Annotated in this window: 15 protein-coding genes; 7 read left to right on the plus strand and 8 right to left on the minus strand. The window is 62.3% G+C overall.

Annotation, left to right across the window (positions count from 1 at the left end):
* The first annotated feature begins 95 nt into the window (after positions 1 to 95).
* Together MU848_RS15120 and MU848_RS15125 are read left to right on the plus strand one after the other, a co-directional pair.
* Positions 96 to 755: a TetR/AcrR family transcriptional regulator gene (locus MU848_RS15120; protein WP_201516423.1), complete on the plus strand. Its 660-nt coding sequence runs from the start codon at positions 96 to 98 to the stop codon at positions 753 to 755.
* A 130-nt stretch (positions 756 to 885) separates the two neighbouring features.
* Complete coding sequence (locus MU848_RS15125) at positions 886 to 1,605, plus strand: TetR/AcrR family transcriptional regulator (RefSeq protein ID WP_247233882.1); 720 nt, start codon at positions 886 to 888, stop codon at positions 1,603 to 1,605.
* Between the two features lie 7 nt (positions 1,606 to 1,612).
* Here MU848_RS15125 and MU848_RS15130 read toward each other — a convergent pair whose 3' ends face one another.
* Positions 1,613 to 2,869: an MFS transporter gene (locus MU848_RS15130; protein WP_247233884.1), complete on the minus strand. Its 1,257-nt coding sequence runs from the start codon at positions 2,867 to 2,869 to the stop codon at positions 1,613 to 1,615.
* A 536-nt stretch (positions 2,870 to 3,405) separates the two neighbouring features.
* Positions 3,406 to 4,656 (minus strand): TetR/AcrR family transcriptional regulator, encoded by a 1,251-nt coding sequence (locus MU848_RS15135; RefSeq protein WP_247233886.1) that lies wholly within the window; start codon positions 4,654 to 4,656, stop codon positions 3,406 to 3,408.
* A 122-nt stretch (positions 4,657 to 4,778) separates the two neighbouring features.
* Here MU848_RS15135 and MU848_RS15140 point away from each other — a divergent pair, with 122 nt between their 5' ends.
* The 4 genes from MU848_RS15140 to MU848_RS15155 are packed head-to-tail and all read left to right on the plus strand — an operon-like array spanning position 4,779 to position 9,676.
* On the plus strand, positions 4,779 to 5,639 hold the full coding sequence (locus MU848_RS15140) for a TauD/TfdA dioxygenase family protein (RefSeq protein ID WP_247233888.1): 861 nt from the start codon (positions 4,779 to 4,781) through the stop codon (positions 5,637 to 5,639).
* A gap of 13 nt (positions 5,640 to 5,652) precedes the next feature.
* Complete coding sequence (locus MU848_RS15145) at positions 5,653 to 6,507, plus strand: Coq4 family protein (RefSeq protein WP_247233890.1); 855 nt, start codon at positions 5,653 to 5,655, stop codon at positions 6,505 to 6,507.
* Positions 6,504 to 8,228: an N-acyl-D-amino-acid deacylase family protein gene (locus MU848_RS15150; RefSeq protein WP_247233892.1), complete on the plus strand. Its 1,725-nt coding sequence runs from the start codon at positions 6,504 to 6,506 to the stop codon at positions 8,226 to 8,228. Before MU848_RS15145 ends, MU848_RS15150 begins: the two co-directional genes overlap by 4 nt.
* A gap of 2 nt (positions 8,229 to 8,230) precedes the next feature.
* Positions 8,231 to 9,676, plus strand: coding sequence for an FAD-binding oxidoreductase (locus MU848_RS15155; protein ID WP_247233894.1), 1,446 nt, complete (start codon positions 8,231 to 8,233; stop codon positions 9,674 to 9,676).
* A gap of 28 nt (positions 9,677 to 9,704) precedes the next feature.
* Here the strand turns inward: MU848_RS15155 and MU848_RS15160 are convergent, their stop codons facing one another.
* Positions 9,705 to 11,024 (minus strand): MFS transporter, encoded by a 1,320-nt coding sequence (locus MU848_RS15160; RefSeq protein WP_247233896.1) that lies wholly within the window; start codon positions 11,022 to 11,024, stop codon positions 9,705 to 9,707.
* Between the two features lie 217 nt (positions 11,025 to 11,241).
* Between MU848_RS15160 and MU848_RS15165 the strand changes: the two genes are divergently transcribed.
* Complete coding sequence (locus tag MU848_RS15165; protein WP_097093258.1) at positions 11,242 to 11,523, plus strand: hypothetical protein; 282 nt, start codon at positions 11,242 to 11,244, stop codon at positions 11,521 to 11,523.
* Between the two features lie 64 nt (positions 11,524 to 11,587).
* Here MU848_RS15165 and MU848_RS15170 read toward each other — a convergent pair whose 3' ends face one another.
* The 5 genes from MU848_RS15170 to MU848_RS15190 all read right to left on the minus strand — a co-directional run bounded on the left by MU848_RS15170 (position 11,588) and on the right by MU848_RS15190 (position 15,802).
* A complete protein-coding gene (locus MU848_RS15170; protein WP_201516431.1) occupies positions 11,588 to 12,382 on the minus strand; it encodes an SDR family NAD(P)-dependent oxidoreductase in 795 nt (264 codons plus the stop codon).
* An 18-nt stretch (positions 12,383 to 12,400) separates the two neighbouring features.
* A complete protein-coding gene (locus MU848_RS15175; RefSeq protein WP_247233898.1) occupies positions 12,401 to 13,636 on the minus strand; it encodes a serine hydrolase domain-containing protein in 1,236 nt (411 codons plus the stop codon).
* A gap of 61 nt (positions 13,637 to 13,697) precedes the next feature.
* Positions 13,698 to 14,459 (minus strand): 3-hydroxyacyl-CoA dehydrogenase, encoded by a 762-nt coding sequence (locus MU848_RS15180; RefSeq protein WP_247233899.1) that lies wholly within the window; start codon positions 14,457 to 14,459, stop codon positions 13,698 to 13,700.
* 17 nt (positions 14,460 to 14,476) lie between these two features.
* Positions 14,477 to 14,896, minus strand: coding sequence for a nuclear transport factor 2 family protein (locus tag MU848_RS15185; RefSeq protein ID WP_247233902.1), 420 nt, complete (start codon positions 14,894 to 14,896; stop codon positions 14,477 to 14,479).
* Between the two features lie 21 nt (positions 14,897 to 14,917).
* Positions 14,918 to 15,802, minus strand: coding sequence for a crotonase/enoyl-CoA hydratase family protein (locus MU848_RS15190; protein ID WP_247233904.1), 885 nt, complete (start codon positions 15,800 to 15,802; stop codon positions 14,918 to 14,920).
* Positions 15,803 to 15,954: the final 152 nt, after the last annotated feature.

Below are 15,954 nucleotides of genomic sequence, written 5' to 3' on the forward strand. Positions count from 1 at the left end.
ATGCGCATCTTGCCGCGCCGATGTGGGGCTCTCGCCCATCCTCCCTCAATGCGCGCCATATGGCCAAAGCACCAGCAGCCGGTTAGGGTGAATCCATGACCAGCATCGCGCAAAGCGCCATCAGCGAACCGATCGTCCAACGGACCAGCAAGGGCCAACGCACGGCCGACAGGTTGCTCGATACGGCCGAATTGCTGTTCGCGCAGAAAGGCTATGACGCGACTGCGTTGCGGGACATCGCTGCGGCTGCGAACATCCAGCAGCCCGGGCTCTACAAATATTTTGAAAGCAAGGACGCCCTGTACCGCCAGGTCCTGCAACGCGCATTGCAGCCATTGGCCGACGAGATGGAAGCGACCATCACCAGGTCCCCGCAGGAGGCCTCATTCCGCACCTTGACCGATCGGCTGGTCGATGTGCTGACGCAGCATCCTAATGTCTCCATGCTGCTCATACGCTCTATTCTTTCCTCCCCGTCGGACCGTGACGAAATCGGCATGGCATGGGTGGAGCGGCTGATCGATTATGGACGACGTATCACGCAGGCGGCGGAGCTGGAGCCTGCGGCAGAGGATTTGATCCTTCAGACCGTGGCGATCTTCAACCTGATGTTCGGTTATTTCTGGGCCGCACCCGTGTCGCGGAGCTTGGCAGGTATCGACCCGCTCTCACCAGCCATGATCGAACGGCAAAAGGCTTTGCTCAGCCGCTTCATAGCGACGATCGAACAAGGTAAGCCCCTCAGCGACCCGTGACGGCGGCGAAAGCGCCTCGCCCTCAAAAGGGGCAGATGGCGGCAGCAACTTGTTTCCCTTCCGTAAAGCCTTAAACTTTACCATCGTCGCCTGCCACGACGCTGCCTGTTCCCGGAGTATATTTCCACCAATGCCAGCCACCCGTCTCTCCAGCGCCGGTCGCCGGGCCTCCATCATCGCTGCGGCCAGGGCGGTTTTCGCGCGCCACGGGCTTGAAGGCGCACGGACGCAGCAGATTGCGCGCGCTGCTGGAGTGTCGGAAGCATTGCTGTTCCGCCATTTCCCGACGAAGACGCATCTTTACCGCGCCGTATTGCGCGAGGTCATCACCGACCAGAATATCGTCATGCGCTCATTTGGCGAGGCAGAGGCAAGTAGCGAGGGCCTGCTCGAAATACTGCGCCGCACGTTCAGCTATGCGATGGCGGGCATGCATGCCGTCAACGCGGAAGGCTTGCGCATGGTCGTGGGCAGCCTTGCCGGTGACGGAGGCTATGCCCGCCTCGTCTATCGGCGCGCATTGCGCATGACGCTGCCCAATCTGGAACGGGCGATCGAAGCGGCGAGGGCTGATGGAGGCATCGCCGGAGAGACGCTTTCAGTCACCAATGCCGGGGCCTATGTGGAACATGTCAGCACGATGATGATGATGGCCCGCTGCCATGACAAGGTCGCGATCCCCTATGACGAAGACCGCGCCTTGCACGACGCGATCCTCTTCTGCGCGCGGGGCTTGGGCGTGGACGAAGGGCGCATCCTGAAATTCCTCAAGCAGATGAAGCCTAATGAACCTGGGGATGCATCCTTTGTGAAACCTGCTGCCAGCGTCACACCTTCAAACGCCGACTGAGTGACTCCTACTCTGCAACTCCGTTTGCGGAGCGAGATGCGGTTGCCCGCGCCATCGCCACGAAAATGATGACCACGAGCGCGCAGCCGCCGATGATGATCAAGGCGACTGGCGTATACCCCCCGACCGCGTCACGCAGGACGCCTGCAAGCGGCGGCAGGAAGAAGGTCAGCGGCAAGGTGACGAGGCCGAAAAGACCGACGACACGAGGGAGCGACTGCTGACCGAACAGACGGCCCGAGAGCATGTTGATCGCCGGGAACACTCCGGCGCCCCCTGCCCCCAGCATGAGCGATGCCAATGCCATGATCGGAAAGGAGATGGTCGAAAGCAGAGATGCCCAGCTGATCGCCAGACCCCCGGCGATGAGCGCCAGTGCCAGGGGTGCCCCCAACCGGCCACACAGGAAGCCGATCGCGAGCGAACCGATCACCGCCGCTCCACCCATGATCGACAGCAGCCCCGCCGCCTCATCAGCCGCCACCCCGCGTTCTGCGACAAAAGCGACAAGGTGCGACACCCCGGTGATGCCGACGGCATTCAGGTAACCAGCGCCAAGGCACATGACCCAGAAGGCAGGGCTTCGCAGCACGGTGCGATTGGGCAGCATTGCACTCGCCTCCCCGGCATGCGGATGTCCCGGCTGCTCCCCGCCGTCCTGCGGCCCGTCCGCCACGCCCAGCATCACCGGCAATAGCAGGACGTGCAGCGCCGCCAGGATCAGGTAAAAGGCGGACAAGCCATGGTCGCGCAGGATGAAGATACCCACCATCGGCAGCAGCGCTACGAACAGCGGCATGTTAGCGACGCCAAGTGCTGGCCCAGGATTATGCCTGAACCAGTTGCTGGCGAGAACGCTTGACGGAAATGGGCCGAACATGGCGAGGCCAACCCCGATAGGCAGGGCATAAAGCAGCAGCACGACAGGCATGCTTGGCGCGATCGCCAGCAAGGCATAGCCGATACCCGACATCAGCGTACCGATCGTCATCGTCCAGCGCAGTCCGATCCGCCCGATCAATGTCGCCACAAGCGGGCTGACAAGGCCCATCATCAGAACGGCCAGAGCCAAGGCAAGCGTCGTCGCGCCCCGACTTGCCCCATGGAGTTCCTGCAACGGCAGAACGGAGATCCCGAAACCGCCAAAGGCGCTGCCCACCGCAACATTCTGCGCGAGGAAGGCGCGGAACACCATCATCCGCGCTCGTCCATCATGGCCGCCCGCGGCAGTGCTCGCGGCAACCGCGCCCGTCATCCCATTCATTCATGAGTCTCCTGCTGGACTTTGGAGAGCTAGGCCAGTTCACCCCTCTTCGCTGGCAAAAAGCAGTCCATCCGTCACCTATTCACGCGATATGGCATGCCCGCCAAAATAAGCGGACACCATTATCGGCCGCAGCCGAACAGACAGTGTGTATTCGTGATAATCATGCCTCTCTCTCCCGAGACTCCGGCCCTTTATCCGATATTATTTTCTTAATGATAACTGTCGATGCTGGCCGCCGCGCAAGCAATGGGACGAAGTCAGATCTGTCCCGCTCAGCTCGTTTTCGCGAATATACAGCCTCCTCTGTATGTCTCGCCAGACAGGCGGAGATCATGTCCTTTGCACATTCTCCGACGCGCTTAGACGAAAGGATGATGACGGGACTGCGTAGCTTTGTCAAAGCACTATTTGGCTCCAAAACCTCCATCGGGGATCAGGCATATTCCTATGCGGCGGGGTTCATAGATTTGGCTGCGCATTGGCAGGCTTGGCGGTCCGCCCGGCATCGCTGGGACACCGGGATGCCGATAGAATCACAACGTCGCCAAATATCCGTGCAGGAATATGGTTGCTGCGCGCTCGGCATAATGTCGCCTATCGGACTCCGCGACCGGATGACCGCCCGCAAGCAGGCGGTTACCCCTCATGGCGAGCACCAGAAGTTGCCGCGCGTGCCACTCAGCACTCTCCCTGATGCCAAGGCTTTCCAGCCAAGGGATCAGACCATCCACCCAGGGCTTGCGCAGGACGAGATACACCTCCCTCGCCAAGGCCGCATCGCGCCGCGACTGGCTGATAACGGCACGATGCAGACGGATGGATGTGGTAGAGGTCAGGCTCTCTAGCGCTGCCTCCACATATTGACGGAGTGCAACGGGATCAGCCCGACCCAAGGGAAGCACGGGCGGCTTTGCCCCACAAGCGCAGTCGGAGGCCAATATCCGCATGGCTCCCGCGAAAAGCCCGGCCTTGCTCCCGAAATGCCGGTAGAGCGTACCACGTCCCACCCGCGCCTCCTCCCCGATGAGGTTGAGGTTCGCGCCCTCAAAGCCCTCCTGCAGAAAATGGCGCCCTGCCACGTCCAGCAAGGTCCGGATATGGGGAAGCGGTTCCTCGAATGGCGAAAGCCTCATATCCGCTAAAGGCTCGGGCGGCGGCAATCCGGCCGCTCCGCCACCCCCGGCCCCTTGCACAAATAGCGCAACGGCATGGCGCGCGGCCCGCTCACGCCCTTCCGGTGAGGGGGCAGGAAAGCCCATGAGCACGACCGGCCCCTCAACCGCGAGCGATCCGAAGTCCAATGCCAGTTCCAAGGGGACCGGGCGGTCGATGCCCTTCTCCCGCGCATGATCCTCCAAAGCCTGCCGCACGGGCTCCAGGCGCATCCCCTGACCACTCTGCAATGATGCTGCCAGGTCCGGCATCTTGTGCGCCACGCCAGCGGCAACCCAGAGCGCACTGAACATGCCTTGGTCCAGCGCCGAATCGAGAATAACCCTAGCAAGCCCCGCCAGTTCGGACCCGCCCGTCGCTGCACTTTCATGCACGGCCGCCGCGCGCGCGTCGAACTCCGCTCCTTGCGCTTCCAGAGCCGCGCGGAACAATGCTTCCTTGTCGGCGAAATAGCGGTAGATGGTTTCCTTGCTCACCGCGGCGGTGCGAGCGATCGAATCGATGCTGACGGCATCGAAGCCCCGCTCCACAAATTGCGCGCGCGCCGACAACAGCAAGTGACGGACGCGCGGCGATGACACCTCGCCCCTCCCTTCTGCCACCAATTTCATCCAGCATCCTTGCGCATTGTCGGGCTGCTATACCAGCCCACCGCCAGGATACACCCATTGTTGTTGACGACAACCGAACGGTTCGATACCGTTCGTCGGAGAAAAAGACGGAGAGGCATGAAATGGCACTGCCATGGACGGAACGGCCACTGGAGCCGTTCGGTGTTGAAATCGGCATCGGGTTGCAATGGCCGCTACCCGACGGTTTCGAACAACGGCTGACCGAACTGTTCGATCGCCACAAGTTGATCCTGCTCCGTAACCAGCAGCTTGACGAAGCGGATCAGGTCAGGCTGCTCGAAAATTTCGGCCGGGTCCTGGGATCACATGGCGAATATCGCGAAATCTCCAGCGATGGCGCGCTGGGCTCGGGCCCGCTCACCTGGCACAGCGATCTGGCTTTCACGGAAGAGCCCTTCAAGATCATCTCGCTGCACGCCGTTGCCGTTAATGACGGACAAAGCTGGACCGACTTCGCCAACGGCGCGGTTACAGCCGCCTCCCTGCCATCGCAGTTGAAAGCCGCCGTCGCGGGCCGGGAAGCGGTCACAATGATTGCGCCGATCCAGACGCACCGGTCGGTCGGTTACGACAGTTCAACCGACATGCCGCACCAGGTTCGCCCGGTCATCATCCCGCATCCCCGGACTGGCGAGCCCATCCTCTATATCAGCGACATGCAAACCGCTCGTATCGTCGGCATGGACCAGCCGGACAGCGACGCCACGCTCTCAGCCCTGTTCGCCGAACTCTATCGGGAAGACCGCGTCTACCGCCACCATTGGAACAATGGCGACCTCGTCATCTGGGACAACATCGCTCTCCAGCATGCCCGCGGCGACCTGACGGGCATGACGCCTCGCCGCCTCCAGCGCATCGTCGTCGCGGACAAGAGCTTCTTCGACCTCCTGCCGCAATTCAAGGTGGGCGATGAACGGATCAGCGCCTGGGGTTCAGGCAACAAGCAGTTGGTATTGGATTGAAGGAACGAGCAACATGGTCGACATTCCCTATCTCGCGCGCGGCCTGATGCCTGTGGAAACAGACAGCAGCATACTCATCTCTTCGTCCAAATATCTCAATAATCCCCGCCTGCGCGAATGGTTGGCGATGATCCTGTTGCGTCGCAACGGACCGGACGTGCCGCCTCCAGCCGAAATGTATGAATTCCTGCCGATCCTCGATTCACTGCGCGATTTCGACGCGATCGAGGAGATGTTCACGCAGGAGAGGAAGGTAAATCCCGAACTGGACGCATGGTTCAGTGAAGGCTTTATCTCCACATATACGATCGAAGATTTCAAACAATATGAACCCGGCTCTCTCGGCGGCACCTTCTACAAACAGATGACGGCCGGAGATTATGAGATCCAGATCACGCCCTGGAAAGAACCGGAAACGCAGCTTCAATATTATAATCTGCGTTCTGGCCAGACGCACGACTTCGAACATATCCTGTGCGGCGGCGGCTTCAACTTCATGGGTGAGCTGGTGCCCTACTGGTATCGCCTCACCAACGTGCCCAAGCATATGCGCAACCCGCATCTTGCGGCGGAGGTGAACATGATCCAGATATTCGGGTCGCTCCGCTACACCGTGCGCACGATGCTTCACTATCCCGAAGTCTGGCCGACCGCCGTCAACGCGATCCAGCGGGGCATGAAGGTGGGGCAGCAGAGCGACGCCCTCTTCATGAAGAAGCTCGAAACCGTGTTCCACCTGCCGCTGGCCGAAGCGCGGGAGGCGCTGGGCGTGCGCGGCGTCGAAGATGTCGACACCTCGCAAGAGGGCGCCTTCTGGGCATCGGACGGCAAGACAAGCCTTGAACCCATCGCGAGGGCCGCCGAATGAGCGCATGCGACCTGCTGATCCGGGGCGGAACGATCATCGACGGCAGCGGCGGTGAGCCGTTCGTCGGCGACGTCGCGATCGCAGACGGGCGGATCGTCAGCGTCGGCACCTTTACCGGCGATGCCCGCGAAGTGATCGATGCGGCGGCCCTCACCGTCACTCCCGGCTTCGTCGATATCCACACCCATTATGATGGTCAGGCCATCTGGTCGGAGGAACTCTCCCCCTCCTCCTCCCATGGCGTGACCACGGTCGTGATCGGCAATTGCGGCGTCGGCTTCGCGCCATGCCGCCCTGCCGATCACGACCGTTTGATCCGCCTGATGGAAGGTGTCGAGGACATTCCGGGCGTCGTCATGGCAGAAGGGCTCAGCTGGGATTGGGAAAGCTTCCCCGACTATCTGAACGCACTTGAAGCCCGCCCCCGCGACATCGACGTCGCTGCCCTTCTGCCTCACAGCCCCTTGCGCGTGTTCGTGATGGGCGAACGCGGCGCGCAACGCGAACCCGCGACGCCCGCCGACCTAGAAAAGATGCAAGCCCTCACCCGCGAGGCGCTGGATGCGGGCGCGATCGGCTTCGCGACCTCGCGCCTGCTCATCCACCGCACCAAGGCGGGAGAGAATATCCCAAGCTATCAGGCCGATGTGGAGGAACTGAAGGCCATAGCGGGCGCCATGCGCAACGCCGACACCGGCGTCTTGCAGATGGTGCTCGACGCCCCCTTCTCCAGCTGGACTGACGAACTTTCCCATCTTCTCACGGTCGCAAAGGCAGCGAACCGGCCAGCCACCTTTACGCTCGGCACCTCCAACACGGGCGAGCCGGTCTGGCAGGAGGCGCTGCGCATCTGTGAGGAAGCCAATGCGCAGGGCCTGAAGATCAGCCCGCAAATACTTCCCCGGCCGGTCGGCATGATCTGCGGCTTTGAACTATCCAGCCACCCCTTCTCGCTCTGCCCAAGCTATGAAGCGATCGCCGCCCTGCCGCTCGACCAGCAGCTCACGCATCTGCGCGATGCCGAGTTCCGCGCCAGGCTCATCACCGAGAAGCCGCATGAAGGCCATCCATTGGCGATGATGACCCGCAACTGGGACTGGATCTTTCCTCTGTCCGACCCACCCAACTATGAACCCCCGGCGGAAAGCAGCGTCGGCGCGCAGGCCCGCCGCCTCGGCATCACCCCGGAAGAAGTCGCCTACGATCTCATGATGAACGGCGGCGATGGCCGGGGAATGCTCTACAACACACTCGGCAATTTCTATAATGGCCGCCTCGACACGGTGCATGACCTGATTACCCACCCTGACACCGTTATGGGACTTGGGGATGGGGGGGCCCATTATGCCGCGATCTGCGACGCAAGCTACCCCACCTTCCTGCTGACCTACTGGACCCGTGACCGAGCCGGGCCAAAGCTCAGCATCCCTCAGGCCGTCCGCGCGCTCACCTCACGCCCGGCGGAGACCATGGGCCTGCGCGACCGGGGCAGGATTGCTCCTGGCTACAAGGCGGACATCAACATCATCGATCTTGAAGCGCTACACCTCCATGCCCCGCATGTGCGACACGATCTGCCCGGAGGCGGTCGTCGGCTGGACCAGAAAGCGACCGGCTTCGTCGCGACCATCGTGTCAGGCGACGTCATCCGCCGCAGCGACGGCGCGACGGGTGCACGACCGGGAAGGCTCGTCAGGGGGGCACAGAATTCCCCAGACTGAAGATGGTGGAGCAACATGCCGAACCGCTGTATCGTATCTCATCGACCACGGGAGAGACGCAGATGGCGACGGCGGTAAAGATCCAGCAGACCGATTGGACTGCGCTGCGTACGATCTTCGGCGACCGGTTCAGCGACAGCGCCGCCGTACGCGATCATCATGGCCGGGCAGAAACCTTTTATCCTGCCATGCCGCCGGACGCGGTGGTCTATCCCCTGAACACTGAGGAAGTCGCCGCCGCCGTCGGCTTCTGCAACGAACAGGGAATTGCCGTCACGCCTTACGGCACCGGCACATCGCTTGAAGGTAATTTCCTTGCTGCGCGCGGCGGTCTCTGCATCGACCTCTCCCGCATGGATCAGGTGCTGCGCGTCAGTGCGGACGACCTCGACTGCACAGTTCAGGCAGGCGTCACGCGAAAGCAGCTGAACACTGAGCTCCGGGACACCGGCCTGTTCTTCCCCGTCGATCCCGGCGCAGACGCATCCCTTGGCGGCATGGCCTCGACACGGGCGTCGGGCACGAACGCCGTCCGCTACGGCACCATGCGGCAGAACGTGCTGGGATTGACCGTCGTCCTTGCGGACGGGCAAGTTATCCGCACCGGCGGGCGGGCCAGGAAATCCGCTGCCGGTTACGATCTTACCGGACTTTTCGTCGGGTCTGAAGGCACGCTGGGCATCATCACCGAAGTCACCCTGCGCCTATATGGTCAGCCTGAAGCCATCTCCGCCGCCGTCTGCGAATTTGAAACTCTGCGGGGCGCGGTGAACGCCGTAATCCAGACGATCCAGATCGGCCTCCCCGTCGCCCGGATAGAACTGCTTGATCCGCTACAGATCCGCGCGATCAACGCATATAGCCGGATGAATCACCGCGAATGCCCGACCTTGTTCCTGGAATTCCACGGCACGCCCGCAGGCGTTGCGGAACAGGCTGAAAGCTTCGGCCAGGTCGCCACCGAGAATGGCGGCGGCAATTTCCACTGGGCGACGAATACCGAGGATCGTACCGCCCTGTGGGACGCCCGGCATAAGGTGCACTATGCCAACCTCGCTCTGCGGCCCGGTTGTAAGGCCATCGCCACGGATGTCTGCGTCCCCATCTCGCGCTTGTGCGACTGTATAGAGGAAACACGCCGCGCCATCGACGACAGCGGACTGACCGCGCCCATCGTGGGTCATGTCGGTGACGGCAACTTCCATGTCGTCCTCGTCTTCGATCCGAACTCGGCGGACGAAACGCAAAGGGCAAAGACGTTGTCGGAACAGATCGTCGCAATCGCCCTCGCCATGGAGGGGAGTTGCACTGGCGAACATGGCATCGGCATTGGCAAGAAGGCGCATCTCGTCACGGAACATGGCCCCGCCGTCGAGGTGATGCGCCAGATCAAGCGGGCGCTTGACCCGGCCGGGATCATGAATCCGGCGAAGGTGATCGACGTCTGACGCAGCTCACGCCGCGCAAGCCCATTCTTCAGGCAGAAGGCAGTTGGCTTTCGACCAGTGAGCCGCCCGACTTCCCCCGCTTCCAACTGATGACCAGAATGGACAGCAGGTGCCCCACGGCAGGGCCGATGGCGAAGAACATATGCATGCCCGTGATCCCCTCTGTGCCGGATGACCGGGGGTCGAAGCCCAGGAACCCGACGACCGACAGGGCTATTCCCACCGCCACCGCATAGGCCGCGTTGGTCGTCACGTTGAACACGGACGAAAACAGCCCTGCCCGTTCGACGCCGCTCGCCTCGCGATGGCGGTCCGCCACGTCATAGATCATCGATCGCAGCATCAGGTTGCCCGATCCCTGCGTCAGCCCCTGTCCAATGATCAGCAGGATGAACAGCCACATGCGGTCAGGCGTCAGGAACAGGACCATCAGGTTGATCACGACCTGAACGCCCTCGGCCATGATCAGCGTCCTTAGCCGCCCGAACCTGTAGCTGATCCGCGCCCATAGCGGAGCCGCAAACATGCCGAATGCATATTGCAGCATCAGCAGCAGGGCAGGCGATGCCATGCCCATGTAGCGCGTCACGAAAAAGAGGAATACGGCAGTCCGGAAACCCTGCCCGAGCGCAACGAAGAAATCCGACGCCACGATCCGCCAGAGCGCATGGTCGGTCAGCACGGTCCTGATACCCTCGCGCCAATTCGCTGCCACCGATGTGCGCGGACCAAGCGGCGGCTCACGGAACAGGAAAGCGATCAGCAGCATGCCAATGGCAAGGACGACCGCCACCAGCGCTCCCATCGATCCTACCCGCGCTTCCGGATTGCCGCGCCCAAGAGCGTCGAGCACTGCGGGCAAGACCAATACCAGGAAGATGCCGATGGACGAACCCGTCTGTATATAGGCCTGGATACGCGCCCGCTCGACTGGCGACGACGCCATTTCCCCACCCCAGGCGTAAAGCGGCGTGGATGTCGCGGTCCAACCCAGACACAGCAGCAACAGCCAACCGCCAAGATAGAGCGGGGTGGCCCCGGCAGGTGGTGAAAAGACCGCCAGGAGCGACAGCAGGAACAGCAGGCCACCGCCCAGGATCCAGGGCTTGCGCCGCCCGATCCGCGTGCGGGTATGATCCGATGCCCAACCGATCATCGGGTCGGCCGCCGCGCTCCACAACCGGCTGATCATGAAGACCAGGCCAACGGTCGCCAGGTCCATGCCGATCACAGTCGCGTAAAATGCAGGCAAATAGGTTTGAAGCGGGATGTTGAACCCGCCCGTCGCGATGCTGATCACTGAAAATCCGGCGAGGCGTGGCCCCGACTCGCGCGTCTGGCTGGTCATGCACGATACCCCTTGGGCCGCTCGACAAGCTCTTCAATCATCCTGCCTGAACCCTCTCCACAGTGCATATCGAAGCTTTCCCAACCGCCTGTACCACCGAAATCCGCCGAATTTCCGAACCGGAAACGCAAATTGCATTTTTTGCAACAAGGGGTGTCTTATTTTTTCTTCTATCGCGTGCTATCGGCCCGGCCGTCCATTTAAAAGGGGTTCCATCATGAAGTTTTCTTTTGCTTTCGCGGCGGCTCTGTCGCTGTCCGTTTCCGCAGCCGCTATCGCTGCCGACGCACCTGTCATCAAGCAGAACGCGCTGGTGAAGACCGCTGACGGCCGCAAGGTCGGTTATATCGACCGCATCCTGAAGGACAGCGCTGGCGTGCCGACCGCCGTCCAGATCATCTACAGCGGCCGCTTCGTCGTCATCCCCGCCACCACGCTCAGCGCGGCGGAAAAGGGCCTGGTCACCAGCCTGACGGCCAAGGAAGTAAACCGCCTCTAAATCTTGCCAGAGGGCGCTGCGTCTCGAACGCGGCGCCCTTTGCCGGAGGTGGTTCTGCCGCCCCCTATTGCCGTTGCGAGTTGATGTTTCCGCCGTCGACGACGATTTCCGCGCCAGTCATATAGCTCGCCTCGTCCGACATCAGGAACCGGATCACGCGCCCCAACTCTTCGGGCGCACCATAGCGACCTAGCATGATCCGCCGCTCGAAATGGCCCGGCAGTTGGGCCTTCGTTTCCGCGATGATCGGCGTGTCGATCATGCCTGGACTTACAGCGTTGATGCGCACCCCATCCGCCGCCAATTCATCGGCCATCGAATGGACGAGCGAGATTACAGCGCCCTTCGCCGCGCTGTAAATCGGGATCATCCCATTGCCGAGCGTCGCATTGATGGACGAAAGCGCCACGATCGCGCTCCCTGGCAAGGACCGCAAATCTTCGCGGAAAGCCTGTGTCATCAACACGAGCGAACGGACATGGAGCGCCAGCCCCGCGTCCCAATTTTCCGGCGTCACCCCGTCTATGCCCGTCGCTTCGGCGGTTCCCGCGCAATGGACGATGCCGCCGATCGCGCCGATCGCCGCGCGGGTCGCTATCGCCGCCGGTGTCACGGCCTGCGGGTTGCGCAGGTCAACGCTAAGCCCCGCCGCACGGACGCCGTAGCGGCCCTCGATGATGCCCGCCGATCCGGCCGCGCCTTCCGCATTGATGTCCCACAGCGCCACGGGCCGCCCCACCGCAGCCAAGGCGTGAGCCGCCGCCAGGCCGATACCGGACGCGCCGCCCGTGATGACAACCCCGGTGCCCGGTGATCCCAGGCTTGGCGTGAAATCGGCGTCGTTATCCAGTACCGGCATGGCAGCCACTCCTCTTTCTTATCGTTTCTCCAAATCCCGGTAGGCCGCCGCGACGATCTCCGGCCGCATGCTGCCGTTCAGCCAGGACGGCCAATATTGCGTCAGGTACAGCAGGAAGAACTTGCGCTTGGGGTCCATCCAGCATGCCGTCCCAGCCGCGCCAGGCCAGCCGAACACCCCGGCGGGCACCGCGCCAGGCCAGTCGAAGAAGCTGTTGGTCTGCTCGCTTGCCTGCAAGGACACGGACATCCCCGCGCCCATGCCGACATTCGACAGCGTGTAGCCGATCGGAAGGTCGACATGTGTCACCGCTTCGGGCAGCAGGTTCGACCGGGCGAGCCGCACCGTTTCCGGCTTCAGCACGCGCACGCCATCCAATTCACCCTCGTTGAGCAGCATCGCGGCAAAGCGGGAATAATCATGCGCCGTCGACACCAGGCCACCGCCACCAGACGGATAATAGGGGCGTGCGTAGAGGCTGTCTGCCGCATCATCGGCCAATGCCCATGTCCCGTCCTCCTCCTGCTGTGGGAGGTCGGCAAAGCGGGCGGCTTGATCCGCCGTGATTGAAAAGCCCGTGTCCACCATGCCGAGCGGATCGAACAAGCGGGTCTTCAGGAATGTCTCGAAGGGCACGCCCGATGCCACTTCGATCACCAGCCCCAGAACGTCGAGCGCAACGCTGTAGTCGAACCGTGTACCGGGGTCGGTCGCCAAGGGCAGCGCGGCGATGCGCTCACCCAATTCGGCAAGGGTCGCCGGAACCGGGAGGTCACCCGGACCCGGCACCCACTCCCGCGTGCCAGGCGTCACGCCATGCTTGGCATAGAGAGCGCCAAGCGTCATGCCGTCCATGCCGAAGCCTGCCGTATGGGTCAGCAGATGGCGGATGGTGATCGGGCGGGCCGCGGGCCGCGTCACTTCCGGGTCTTCCCCTTCGATGACGCGCATCTCTGCGAAGGCCGGCAGTATCTCGCCGATCGGCTGGTCCAGGCCAATGACGCCATCTTCGATCAGCATCATCGCGCCGATGCCCGTAACCGGCTTCGATTGGGAATAGACGCGGAAGATGGACCGCTCGTCCACCACATCCTTGCGCGCATAGCCCAGCACGCCTTCGCCATGATAGCGGACCGGACCATTTGCCGTTCCCCAGGCAAGGATGCCGCCCGATATGACGCCCTGCTCGACAAATTCGCGCAGCTTCGCCTCGGTTTCCGGCAAATTGGTCACATCCCGGCTGATCTCGGTCACGGCAGCTTTCCTTCCCACATTTCCCAAGAAGGCGATCCGCCTCCTCATTCAGTACGGATGGTCAGCGCGGTCCCATGCGGATGGCGCCGTCCAGACGGATGACTTCCCCGTTCAGCATCGGATTTTCAATGATATTCTGAACCAGCTTCGCAAATTCTTCGGGTTTGCCCAGCCGCGAGGGGTGCGGCACCTGCTTGCCCAACGAATCCTGCGTCGCCTGTGGAAGCCCTTGCAGCATCGGCGTCAGGAAAATGCCGGGTGCGATCGTCATCACGCGGATGCGATGCTGTGCGAGGTCACGCGCGATCGGCAGTGTCATGCCCACGACACCGCCCTTGGATGCAGCGTAAGCAGCCTGACCAATCTGCCCGTCAAAGGCGGCGACAGACGCCGTATTGACGATCACGCCAGCTTCCTCCCCGTCCAACCCTGCGGCGGCAAGCTGGGCGGCAAAGCGGGAAATGACGTTGAAACTACCGATCAGGTTAATCTCAACGGCCTTGCGGAATGCGTCCAGCGGATGGGGCGAACCATCCTTGCCCACGACACGGAAGCCGGGCGCGATGCCAGCGCAGTTCACCAGCACACGCGGCGTCCCCAGCTTCGCCTCTGCCGCTGCCAGTCCGGCGTCCACGGACTCGGCGCTGGTCACGTCCACATGATGGAAGCTGCCGCCCAATCGCTCCGCAAGACGCGCGCCAGCTTCCTCGTTCAAATCGAAGATCGCGACGCGCGCGCCAAGTTCCGACAGCCGTTCGGCAGTTGCGCTGCCCAGCCCCGAAGCGCCGCCCGTGATGACGACGCACAGATCCTTGATGTTCACGACCGCTCCTCCGGGGCTTAGAAGTCCAGGCTGAACGACTGGTCGAACTGGATGAAGCGGTGGGCGATTTTCCACCCTTCGCCCGTCTTCACGACAGTATCGCGCTGGCGCCCACTGACGACGATCTTCGCGTCCATGGGAGCTTTGCCCGCATTGACGTTCATGAAAGCATATTCCGCATATACCGCGCCATCCTTCTCTGACACGATCATGTTGAAATTGAAGTGGCGGTTCTTGCCCTCGGCCTGCCGGTCGGACTCCTTGGCATGTTCGACCTGGGCCTCCACACCAGTGTAACGGATCTGGAGACCTTCCATCTCCACCTCGACATCAGGCGTATAAACGGTGGCCAGCCCTTCCCAATCACCATAGTCGGAGCAGCGGGTAAAACGGGCGATCAGTTCCTGAATCGCGATCTTGTCTTCCAATGTGATCATCTTGCATCCTTTCCGTTCGAATTACTTGTCGCCATACCAGGGGAAGAAGGACGGCATTTGCGACGCCTTCCCCGTAAACTCCGCTGGCCGCTTTTCATTGAAGGCACGAACCCCTTCGCGGCCGTCCGCCTGGCTGGTGTAGAATACCGCCAACGATTCCGTCAGATGCGCCTGCCACGGATCGGGCTGCGCGCTGTTGCGGTTCAGCATCTGGCGGATCAGCGCGATCGATACGGGCGATCGGTCCTTGACCAGCGAACGGGCAAAGGCCTTCGCCTCCTCGACCAGCGTCTCAGCCGGGAACACGGCGCGAACCAGTCCCTTCTCATGCGCTTCGGCGGCATCGAAGATATCGGCCTTGTAAGCCCATTCCAGCGCCTGCTCCAAACCGACGATGCGCGGCAGGAAGAAGGAGGAGCACGCCTCCATCGTGATGCCCAGCCGTCCAAAGACAAAGCCGAAGCGCGCCTTTTCCGATGCAAAGCGGAAATCCATCGGCAACAGCATGGTCGAACCGATGCCGACCGCCGCGCCATTCACCGCCCCGACGATCGGCTTCAGACAATCATACATGGCCATCGCCACGCGCCCGCCGGTATCCCGCACGCCTTTCAGGATTGCCGGATCTTCGCCGCGCTCGCGCAGATCCTCCATGGTCGGCGTCATGCTCTCGTCCAGGCCGAAGACATTGCCGCCGACCGACAGGTCCATGCCCGCGCAGAAGGCGCGGCCCTCGCCCGTCACCACGATGACGCGGACGGCATCATCCTGGCTCGCCCGGCCATAGGCATCGATCAGCTCCTCGCACATCTCGACCGTGAAGGCGTTGAGCTTGTCCGGCCGGTTCAGCGTCAGCAGCAGGACGCCATCATCCTCGACCTCGTAGCGGATCGTATTGTAGTGCATGCTCATGCCTCCCCGGTCAGCGCCACGGCGCGGCCCAGCGCCTCGCGGCATTCACCCACGATGCGCTCGATCAATTCGGCGCAAGTCGGAATGTCGTCCATCAGCCCGATGCCGAGCCCGGCCCAGACCAGCCCGCCATCCACTTCGCCGCT

The organism is Sphingobium agri (assembly GCF_023051225.1).
Classification (GTDB): Bacteria; Pseudomonadota; Alphaproteobacteria; order Sphingomonadales; family Sphingomonadaceae; genus Sphingobium; species Sphingobium agri.